At 60.1% G+C, this 10,111-nt stretch carries 12 protein-coding genes, 1 tRNA gene and 1 pseudogene; 5 read left to right on the plus strand and 9 right to left on the minus strand.

Features of this window, described 5'->3' with window-relative positions:
- Positions 1–209: 209 nt before the first annotated feature.
- Together QM716_RS01035 and QM716_RS01040 are read left to right on the plus strand one after the other, a co-directional pair.
- Positions 210–404, plus strand: coding sequence for a hypothetical protein (locus QM716_RS01035; RefSeq protein WP_283301678.1), 195 nt, complete (start codon positions 210–212; stop codon positions 402–404).
- Between the two features lie 548 nt (positions 405–952).
- Positions 953–1,639, plus strand: a complete 687-nt coding sequence (locus QM716_RS01040) for a DUF8020 domain-containing protein (RefSeq protein WP_283301680.1) — start codon at positions 953–955, stop codon at positions 1,637–1,639.
- 98 nt (positions 1,640–1,737) lie between these two features.
- Here QM716_RS01040 and QM716_RS01045 read toward each other — a convergent pair.
- Positions 1,738–1,816: transfer RNA gene (locus tag QM716_RS01045), tRNA-Leu, on the minus strand.
- A gap of 169 nt (positions 1,817–1,985) precedes the next feature.
- Between QM716_RS01045 and QM716_RS01050 the strand changes: the two genes are divergently transcribed.
- The 3 genes and pseudogenes from QM716_RS01050 (at position 1,986) to QM716_RS01055 (ending at position 3,708) form a co-directional block, all read left to right on the plus strand.
- Positions 1,986–2,969, plus strand: a complete 984-nt coding sequence (locus QM716_RS01050) for an HNH endonuclease (protein WP_283301681.1) — start codon at positions 1,986–1,988, stop codon at positions 2,967–2,969.
- A 73-nt stretch (positions 2,970–3,042) separates the two neighbouring features.
- Positions 3,043–3,135, plus strand: a pseudogene (locus QM716_RS29310) (DUF2510 domain-containing protein); the annotation flags it as partial.
- A gap of 123 nt (positions 3,136–3,258) precedes the next feature.
- Positions 3,259–3,708 carry a hypothetical protein gene (locus QM716_RS01055; protein WP_283301684.1) on the plus strand — a complete coding sequence of 150 codons (450 nt, stop codon included), beginning with the start codon at positions 3,259–3,261 and terminating at the stop codon, positions 3,706–3,708.
- Between the two features lie 116 nt (positions 3,709–3,824).
- Here the strand turns inward: QM716_RS01055 and QM716_RS01060 are convergent, their stop codons facing one another.
- The 8 genes from QM716_RS01060 to QM716_RS01095 form a co-directional block, all read right to left on the minus strand.
- On the minus strand, positions 3,825–4,754 hold the full coding sequence (locus tag QM716_RS01060; RefSeq protein WP_283301686.1) for a recombinase family protein: 930 nt from the start codon (positions 4,752–4,754) through the stop codon (positions 3,825–3,827).
- A gap of 96 nt (positions 4,755–4,850) precedes the next feature.
- The gene (locus QM716_RS01065; protein ID WP_283301688.1) at positions 4,851–5,234 is read right to left on the minus strand and encodes a phage holin; all 384 of its coding nucleotides are present in this window, start codon (positions 5,232–5,234) and stop codon (positions 4,851–4,853) included.
- An 8-nt stretch (positions 5,235–5,242) separates the two neighbouring features.
- Positions 5,243–5,377: a hypothetical protein gene (locus tag QM716_RS01070; RefSeq protein WP_283301690.1), complete on the minus strand. Its 135-nt coding sequence runs from the start codon at positions 5,375–5,377 to the stop codon at positions 5,243–5,245.
- A complete protein-coding gene (locus QM716_RS01075; RefSeq protein WP_283301692.1) occupies positions 5,374–6,132 on the minus strand; it encodes a peptidoglycan-binding protein in 759 nt (252 codons plus the stop codon). Before QM716_RS01075 ends, QM716_RS01070 begins: the two co-directional genes overlap by 4 nt.
- 26 nt (positions 6,133–6,158) lie before the next feature.
- Entirely contained in the window at positions 6,159–6,836 is a 678-nt protein-coding gene (locus tag QM716_RS01080; protein WP_283301694.1) for a hypothetical protein, read from the minus strand.
- A gap of 89 nt (positions 6,837–6,925) precedes the next feature.
- Positions 6,926–7,384, minus strand: coding sequence for a hypothetical protein (locus QM716_RS01085; protein ID WP_283301696.1), 459 nt, complete (start codon positions 7,382–7,384; stop codon positions 6,926–6,928).
- Positions 7,385–7,435: 51 nt separating this feature from the next.
- Positions 7,436–9,064 (minus strand): Gp37-like protein, encoded by a 1,629-nt coding sequence (locus QM716_RS01090; RefSeq protein WP_283301699.1) that lies wholly within the window; start codon positions 9,062–9,064, stop codon positions 7,436–7,438.
- A gap of 52 nt (positions 9,065–9,116) precedes the next feature.
- The gene (locus tag QM716_RS01095) at positions 9,117–10,103 is read right to left on the minus strand and encodes a hypothetical protein (RefSeq protein WP_283301701.1); all 987 of its coding nucleotides are present in this window, start codon (positions 10,101–10,103) and stop codon (positions 9,117–9,119) included.
- Between the last annotated feature and the right edge of the window lie 8 nt (positions 10,104–10,111).

Genomic DNA, 10,111 nt, shown 5'->3' on the forward strand with positions numbered 1-10,111 from the left:
GAAGTGGGGTCGGACATGAGGGGTCACGCTCGACACCGATAGTGGGCCGGTGACGCTATGTGCTTGGCGACGCCGACGTTCGACCGGAAAGGCCCTCGATTTCCCCCGAGATCGAGGGCCTTTTCGTATCTTGCGTCACTGTTCGAACTCTTCCATTAGTTGATCGTTAAACTAAGCGTTCGTCCAACATGCACCGATGGAGAACGTGAATGTCCACGAATTCAGATCGACGCCCGCGCCTGCCCGTGAGAATCGCCTACCTCACCGCCGGAGTTCTATTTGTCGCCGCCATGCTCCTGCTGGCAAGCGTCGTCAACCCTGACCGGGACCGCGATTTCTCCATGAACCACGTCCCCGCGGGGACGTCGGCGACTTCCGTCGTCGCCAGCACTGAACTCGGCTAACGAAGGTACTGGTACGTAAGTGGCGCGCATCACCAAGTGTGGGTACCTTCAACGCCAATGGTTCGCCGTAGGTCGGTATTGAGAGGGACGGCCAACCACTGCCCTGCCTGGTTGCCCCACCCAAGCAGGCAGGGCACCCCTTCAACTCCATCGTCTTTTCTGCGGATCCACGCCGACACATTCCGGCGTCCGGACAGTTTCACCACATCGCCTGCAGTAATGGGTCCGATGCCCGCCATTCTCGGCCGAGGCACACCCGCACACCTCCCAGCCGACAAGGCACGTGTTCGCCGTGAGCCGGTGTCCGTTCGGGCAGCGGTCCGGGGATCGCTCGGTCAACCGCATCTCCACATTTTCACACACACGTTCGACACCTTGGTACTGCAAACGGCAAATTCGATTTCACCGGCCGCTTCCGGTCGGCCCGAGCGCAACTATCCCTTCTGTCACTTCGGTCTGCTTTAATACGAAGGCTTTGTCGGGGGTTTACCAATGTCCGAAGTTGTCGAGTTTCTGCGGGTACACGCAGGCGAACACGGGGTTGAACTATGGGTTTCTTCAAGAAGGCGGCTGTGACTGCTCTAGCGGTCGCTGCAGTCGGAGCATCAACCGGGATCGCATCAGCTGATCCGTCGACCGACGTCAACTACGAAGCGAAGATCGTCGACAAGTCGATCGTCACCACCATCGACGCCGGACTGTTCAAGGTGTCCGGCGACGGGAAGTCCGTCGTCTTGCAGGACAGCAAGGGAGCCGACCTGGTTTCCCTGCCTCTCGCATACAACCTCGGAGATCTGCAGTTTCCCTTCGATCGCGCGATCAGTGAAGACGGTAAGACTCTCACGCTGACACCGATCACCGATTCGGCGAAGGCCACTCCTCGGCCCGAGAGTGCGCCTGCGGCAAAGGAATGGACGCCCGTCGCCTCGCCCGAGGAGAATGATCGGGCGATTGCGCACTTCCAGAGCCAGCTCGGTCTCGGCACTCAGGTCGGCAGCCTGCTCGGCACCATCGTCGGCGCCGGAATCGGTTGCGCTGTCGGTGCTCCGCTGGGCTTGACCATCGTCGGACTCCCCGTCGCTGCGGCACTGTGCCTGGGTGGTCTCGCAACAGGAGCCGGAATCGGCGGTATCGCCGGAACGATCCTCGGTGGCGGCGGCGCTGCCGTCGTAGCCGGCATCGATCTCGTCAACACGCTGAACGCCCCTGCCGGAACGACCGTCTGGGCTCAGTAGCCACTCTGTGGTCAGTCGTTGCTCCACGGAAAACCCCGCCCGTCCGAATGGGGACGAGCGGGGTTTTTCGATATCTCACCGAAGGTTGACCTACGCGGTGCCCCCAGTCGGACTCGAACCGACACTTGACGGATTTTAAGTCCGCAGGATATGCGCCAGGTGTCGCCACAGAACGGCCTCACCTGGCGATATCCGGCCCCTGCCATCGCCGCGTGCCACAGATCGTGACTCGAGTTGTGACAACTCGGTGACAAATCCCGAAGTCTTCTACCGAATACAAGGTGACCTGCGAGAGGAATTGAACCAAGCGAATCGAGCGTCGCCAACGGTCTGGTATGCATCTTCCATGGCAGACAAGTGGCTCAGAGCATTTCGATCGGCTGGCGATAGCTGCGCACGATGCGGCACCAAAACCCGATTGCTCCAGAGCTATTGCCCTGAGTGCAAAGCTTTCGTGAACTCGACGCTCACGCAGTACTCCGCGGCAGCGAGGAACGTGCTGGCACACTCAGGCCCACTTGGACCTGAATGGATCACATTGCATGAATGGCTGTTCGGCGCGCGTATCCCCCGGAAACATGCACTCGACACCATTCGGGCGGACGCACTCACTTGGCTCAACAGATACGCCACATACGCGCTCAGTGACGGCATCATCACCGACGACGAACTCGCCACCTTCCGACAAGCAGCACGCGCTTTTGAATTGGAACCCGCCGCGATCACCCACATCGAATCTCAACTACTCAGAGAGCAGATGCTCGGCGAGATCCGCCAAGGTCGCCTACCAACTGTTCAAATCCCAGGACTCCATCTGCCCACTGACGAATACTGCTACATGGTCGCTGGCGCAACTCGCTGGCGCGACCTCCAAGCTGGCCCCACTCCGTCCCAGGGACAACTAGCGATCACCAACCGCAAGATCCGGTTTATCGCTCAGCAGCATGGCGGCGAAATCCCACTGAGCAAGGTGCAGAGGGTGTCATACCTCGACCGCACCACCGTTCTTATCGAGTCGACAGCCCGGTCACTCAGCGGGCGTTTCTCGGTTCCCGATGCTGAATACACATCCATCCTGGTGGACACGGCCCTACGGATCGACCGACGAATCCTCCTACCGGACAACGGGGACCGTCCAACGCGGCACATACCGGCGCACGTCAAATCTGCTGTATTTCAGCGTGATCGTGGGGCTTGCGTGGAATGCGGCGCGAATTCCTACCTTGAATACGATCACATCATTCCGTTCTCCCGAGGGGGCGCAAGTACGGAAGGCAATGTTCAGCTCTTATGCCGGGCGTGCAATCTAGCGAAGGGCGCCAGGGTTTAGTTCCCCAGTGTCCGGACTGTCTGGTATGTATTGCTGACACTTCCCCACCACGGGGCCGAGCAAGGACGCGACGATGAACTCACAGCCCGGCTGGTACCCAGACCCACAAATTCAAGGCCTCCAGCGGTACTGGAACGGACTGCAGTGGTCAGACGCCACACGGCCAACCCCCATGCCCGGATCCCCTGTCGTCACCAAGCCGGAACGGAAAACCAGTTCACCCGCACAGATTCTAAGATCACTGGCAGGTATCGCCGTTGTCGTAATTGCCGTCGCGATCGTCTTCAACTTGATCAACGACAACAACAAGACCGACGAGCGGCAAGAGCAGCAGCAATATCAGCAGGCCATCGAAACTCGCAACGACCTACAGTCCAATCAGACGATTCTCGATCCGACAACCTACAAAGAGATCTCAAGCCGGGACCTCGAAGTCATCCTGAAAGACGTCAGGGCGAGTTCCGGGCAGCGGATCGTCCTATACGGATCAATTAGTCAGTTCGATTCAGCGACTGGCCCTGGTCGATTTCTCGCCAGCATCGGTACTTCCTCGATCGGCGTTGGCAATCTCGAATCAGCTCACATGGTCGGCGATCCGGCCACACTCAAGCCATTTGTCAAAGGCGACGATGTGAAAATGTATGTGGTCGTCGACGGTGAGTTCTCGTATACCTCTGCCGCCGACATCAAATTCACGGTTCCCCAGTTTCAGATCGGCATGATCGAACTCGTCGAGTAGCTCCCCCATCACGAAGGCCCCACCAAACGGTGGGGCCTCCGCTGCTTCCGGATGTTGATTCGCGCGCCATAATATAGTGCAGGTCGCTATTTTATAGCGTCGAATGAAGACCAGTCTCACTGTGTTTTCCAGACGTAGTCGACGCGGTGGGGGTCGAGTCCGTCGCGGCCTCGCCGGTCGGTGGGTTTGACGGTGAGGTGGTCGACGACGATTGACACGACATCGCGTCGTCGACGCTTGTCCGCGTCTTCCCACCACTTCACGATGTCATCTGCTGATGGTTCGGGGAGATCGATGAGGACTTCCCGTTGTGCCATCTTCAGTTCGGTTGCGGCGATGTTCGCTCGTACGCGGTCGGTGCCGGCGCGCATGGTTTCGCGATCGATGAGTCCGTCGGCGAAGTCCTCCCCCAGCGCGGTGAAGCGGGCGTTGAGTTCTTCGACGCGGGTTTCGCCTTCCTCGCGTGAGCCGAGTTCGTTGATCGACTTCGTCAACGCTTTCCGGTACTTCGGGGACGACAACCGCGCGAGGACTCGTTCGATGACGTCCGCCTCGAGAAGTTCAGCTTGGACGGACACGATGGAGGGGCAGTCGCTGCTGCGGGTGGAGCAGGCGTAGACGGTGGGGCGGCCGACGGTGGATGCCGCGTACATGGGTCGGCCGCAGCCTCCGCACCTGGCGAGCCCGCCCCCGAGGAGCGCGACTTGGGTGCGGTCGCCGGTGTACTTCGCTCGCTCCGGGTCGAGAAGCAGTTCGCACAGTCGTTTGTAGGTTCGGGGCTGCAGGATCGGCGGGATGGTGGTGGCGACGAGTTTGTCGCCGCTCTGCTTCTTTCCGATCATGCGGGGGTTGGTGAGTGCGCGTTTGATGGTGATCGGTTTCCACGCTTTGCCGGAGACGGTGGAGATACCTTCGGTTTCGAGGTGGTCGACGAGTCCGCGGAGTGAGCCGCCGTCGAGGAGGGTGGTGGCCATCATGCGGATGACTTCTGCTTCCTCGTCGATGGTGGCGTCATTCGTATCGTTCCAACCGTATGCACGACTCACTGTGTCCCCTTTGCTCACTGTATCTACCGCAACTGTAGCGGACATGAGAAAGGGGCGAGACCACAACGGCCCCGCCCCTCGCCCTGACTAGTCAGGTCACCAGGACGTACTTGCGCGAACTCCCTGGAACTCCACCGGTGTCGGAGTCTTCGCCGCCGCGGTTGCCACACCGAGGAACAACGCCGCCAAAGTGATGATCGCGCCCCAGCGCTGTTCGTTGAGGATCCCGAACACTCCCCCGGCGACGCCCTGGACAGCGACGAGGAGAAGGTAGAGCGCGGTGCGAACACTCGAGGTGGAGTGCAGCGCCGCGAATAGCAATGTGATGACGCCCAACACGAGAGCCGTCCACTGTGTGACGACGGCGGTGTCGATGTACCCCCACGACGCGAGGAAGACGATGATGGCGCCGCCGTAGCGGTACCAGTTCTCGCGGGCAGACGCGGGCACTGCGGTACGAATGGAATCGAGAAGAGACATGCGGGTTCCTATCGTTCGTTGTTCTGATTGCGGATGATGGATTCGTATCGGGTGGCCCAGCGCCACAGTCCGATCACGGTTGCGGCGATGGTGCCAAATGCGATGAGGCCGAGCGTCGCGGTGAGAGCGCCGAAGCCCTTCACTTCACACCGAGCTTCGACCACGTCGCGGGGCCGGCGATGCCGTCGACGCCGAGTCCTGCCCGGCGCTGGAACTCGCGGACAACGGATTCCGTTGCAGGGCCGAAGTCTCCGTCCACTACGAGCTTCGAGTAGGCCGGGTAGGCGCGGTTGAACAGCGACTGCAAATAGTTGACGTCACTACCGGTGGATCCTCGACGCAACGTCGGGCGCGAAGTCGACGGCGACGGAGGCTGTGCCGTGCCTCCCGAGCCGACCTTGCCTTCACGAATCTTCTGGGCGAATGCTGCGAGCTTGGCCGACGCACCGTTTCCTGATGCGGTCCCGTCGTTGAGCTGGAAGTGCATCGGGTCCTTACGACCCCAGTCCTGCCCCCAGAAGAGATTTCCCTCGGCGAGCGCAAGACCCCGCCGGATCGCGGCGATCTGACCGGGAGTGAAGTTTCTCGACGCATCGACAGTCCACGGATGCCATGGCGCGTTGAGATCAATACCGGTGCCTGACAGGTGGTTCGAGCCGTCGTTGCGGCCCGGGGTTCCGGGGACGTCGTTAGTGGCCGACCATCCCCAGATCTGAGACTTGATCGGTTCGACATTTGCGTTGTACCAGTCGATCCACCACTTGAGAACCGTCGTCGCATGACCGTCTCGGACGAGAACCGGCTTGCCTGCGTACCAGAGGGTTACGCACTGGTCACTGTTGCATATGCGCCAACCGTTCTCGGTATGTGTGTTGCCGTTGTAGGTGCGAAATGTCATGACTACTCCTTGCGGATTGAAACGAATTACTGACCTGTATCTCCGACATCCGTGCGGCGCGAAATATGCTGCACGGTAAGTCGGTTCAGTCCGGGACCGCCGATAGCACCGCGACCAGGAGCCATCTCTGTGATGAAAATCTGCACCTGATAGCCAGCGTCAGGGACGACGACCGAGGTGATGTTCGTGGACGAGAAGATGTCTCTCGAGTCGAGGCGGGTTCGCTGGAACGAAAACGTGGAACCATCCGGTCGCAACACACGAATCTCCCACTCAACCATCCCCGACACCACCGCGATACTGTCGATCCACAACTGGCAGCGGATGTCCCACAACCCCTGGTCGCCGAGCCTGATCCGGCCGTTGACCAATCTGCAACCCTGCATGGGACCGATCTGATTGGTAAACCCGACCTGGCCTTTGTTGAAGATTCCCGCCACAGTGTTCGCATAAGCGGACCCGTAGTCGAGCAGCGGCGACAACAGATCGGTTCGGTTGTTCAGATCAAGTTGGCCATCACGGATATCCCGAAGCGGACCCGGACCGAAATTGCCAATGCCCTTGATTGCCTTCGCTAGGTCGTCCAGAAACTGACCGAGATCAAGAAACCCGGCAAGCAAACGGGTGAACAGATTGCCGCGCACTCCTTCGGCCCTGCCGTGTAGATCTCGATCGCGCTCGCCGGCGAAGTCGTACGGATCCACGTTCTGAAGACTGTGAACGGTTCTCTTCGTGTACGCCTTCTGCGGGGTGTACTCCCGAACGAACGACGGATCCTGCGGTGTCGCCACCATCAGAGATCCCCCTCCCCCCGCACATGCGGGTCGGCCTGCTCGAGCATCTTGTCGGCGATCTCCTTCTGCTGGATCTGCAGCTTCAACGCCGCCATCTGATCCGCGTCATAGTCAGAGATGTCGGCGACGAAGATCTGCTCGTCCGCTTCCTCGACAGCAACGGGATTCGGAGTATCAACGGGTACGTAGATCACCCGATCAGTTCCGGTCGCATTCAGACTGTCCGGGTCAGGAACAGCCCGGTACAACGGATTCCGCGGCGGCGAACAATCCATGTTGTCGAACACATGGATTGCCAACAGGTGCTCCACCTCCGGCAAACCCATATGCAAACCGGGCAGCCCCTCCCCCATCGGGACGTCCTTGAACAGGTCCGCAAGCGGATGCCGATGCTTACGCGCCAACACGATCCCAGTCCGGCGATCCCGGATGATGCCGTCCTTGTCAGCCTTCGCCACAACCATCCTCCATGCAGTAGTTACTGTTCACTGTATCTACCGGTTCTGTCATCAGCTTGCTACAGAGACCGATTGCAAAATCGCCTTCAAGCCTTCGACCTGCCGGGTCAGCACTGCATTCGGTGCGATGTCCTTCTTGTCGTCACCGATCGAGATGTCGTACCACGGATCCTCGGTCCGCGACCACGACACCTTCAACCCGTACACATGGTCGATGTAGTATGTGCCGCGCTTGCCTACCTCGACCGCGGTCCGGTCCCCGAGATCGAAATGCTCGCCGACGCGCCACGGGGCGAAGTTCCGGACAGACACCTTGTAGGAGCGGTAAGCCTTCGTCCGATCGAAGCCGGCCTGGATCGCCTGCAACGCGGACAGGGACGCACCGGTACCGCCGGTGGGTTCCCATTCCTCACCCCAGCCCGGGCCGCGGATGCCCATCCTGTTCTGCCGTATCGGATTCGCCATCCGGTGGAACGCCAACACGACGTCCTCGATGACAGAGTCCAGGATCCCCAACCCGAGGCCTGCGTTGCCGAACATCGCCCCGATGTAGCCGAGGATCGCGTTGGCGATGAGCTTGAGGCCAGCGTTCACCCAGTCAGGGCTGTGACCGCCCGTGACGATTGCCCCGGCGAGCGCCTTGTGGACTGTCCACTGCCACTGACCGATTCCCGATTTGCCGGTGCGTTTCGCGTTGCGCCACGTCACGAACGGGCGCTCCGAGTTCGTGCCCAGGTACCCAGACAGGGAGTACTCGGGAGGGTTCGGTGCGCCGGTGATCTGCGTGACGACCTGATTGATCAGATCATCCGCGATCTCGGTAACCAGATGCAGGAGGCCGTCGAGGATGTTGCCGTTCTTACCGCGGTACCCGGACTTGTCGACGACGTCGAGCGTCAACGTCGTCTCCGTCAACGTGAAGTGATTCGGCGCCGGCTGCGGCATACCCGGGAACCAACGCTTCGCGATGACCTGCAACCCTGCCATCGCCAAACTCGGTGCGATGACATCGTGCAGTTTCCCGAACCTCGTGGTGATGATCTGCCACATCGACGTATCGCCGAAGAAACTGCCCGGCAGCACGACGATCGGCCAGTTCGCAGGGTTGAGATTCGCAGCCCAGTTCTGCGGGTTGAAGAGATCCTCCGCCAGACCCCACAGCGGCCCGAAGCGGCGCAACAGGTTCAAGAACATCAACGTCTTGATGCCGTAAATCGACGGGCCTGCGTACGCCCAGATCTTCGGGGCCTGCAACTCAGCCGGCAGCAGTGGATTCGAGTAGCAGACGATCTTCTTCAGATGCTGCCACTCGTGGACGAACTTGATTTCGATGTACTCGAACCCTTGCTCGTCACCGCGGTTGGTGATCGAGACCGCCTTACCAGTCCACTCCTTGCCGCCCATCTGGACGCGGATGTGGATGTCCTCTTCGTCTTCGAGTTCCTCGATCACCCACTCGCGGATCTTGTGGTTCCCGAACAGGGTGAGGTCACCTTCGCCGGCGTCGTTCAGTTTCTCCTCGAACGACGCTTTGACCTCCCCCATGATGCGGACGGGGTTCCGCCAATTTTTGTCGAACAACCAGATCTTCGGCCGGGACCGCATGATCGAGATGCGCTCGATGGTGCGCTGACGGATTGCCTTCCGAACCTCATCCGGAGTCATCAAAGCTGTGGGCATCAGCACTCACCAACCCGGTAGATGAAGTTGTCTCTGTGTACCGGTCTCGAAGTCACAGCGCTTCACCGCCAAATGCGCGGTCCCACTGCTGTACGGCGTAGACACTGAGCTGGGTTTGCGCGGTCCCGCCCTTCAACGTCACCGGCAGTTCAGCGCCGACCGTGTGCGGTGGCAACGCATTGTTGAAGTCGCCCTGCAGGTTCGCAACTTCTTGAGAATCATCGGCAGTCTCCAAGGCGATCTGCAGAGGATCTGTCTGCACCAGGAACGACTTCCCTACCCCTAGCTGCGGCAACGGCACATAGATTCTTTGACCAGCCGAGGTGTGCCACTTCGGGTACACACCCAGCGCATCAGGCAACGTGAATGTCGACGTTGCAGTCAGCTCGTTCGACGCGTACTCGAGCCAGCACTCCTGGTCCGCCATGTTGTCGATCACCAACGTCCGCTGACTGATCCGGTTCGCACCCGTACCGGTGCCGGTGTCGAAGGTGACGGTGTCCTGCAAGGTCCGCGAGTACCAGTACGGATCGCACGCCAGCAGCGTCAATGACCACTTGTATTTCGTCGTCAGCCCCGGGCCGCGGCTGAACAGGTCCTTCGGGGTGCGCTCCAAACGGACGGTGATCTCGCGCCAGTCGTCCTCGCCGGGGCCGAAGTAGAAGCGCAACACGAAGTCCGGGCGCTTCCCCTTCGGCGGCTTCATGATCTTCCACAGCAAGGTTTCGACCTGCACGAATTCAGCCCAGTTCCTGCCTTGCACACCGATATCGCAGTCAAGGATCCGTTCCTCTACCCGCGTGTAATCGCTGGGAGTTGAACCCGCCTGGTATGCGTGCGGTTCCCGAACCGGGGTGATCGGAGTGTGGTAGAAACCCGAATACCCTTCGAGCAGCGAAATGCCTTGACCCACAAAGTCCGGTCCGAAGATCGGAACAGTGACGATGTCTTCCTCGAACGTCGGACTCGTGGGATCGAAATCGCGCATGATCAACAGGACGGGGTAGCCGCCGTTGAAGTCGGGGTCACAGTTGTTCATCGAATTCC

The organism is Rhodococcus sp. IEGM 1409 (genome assembly GCF_030056735.1).
Lineage (GTDB): Bacteria > Actinomycetota > Actinomycetes > Mycobacteriales > Mycobacteriaceae > Rhodococcus_F.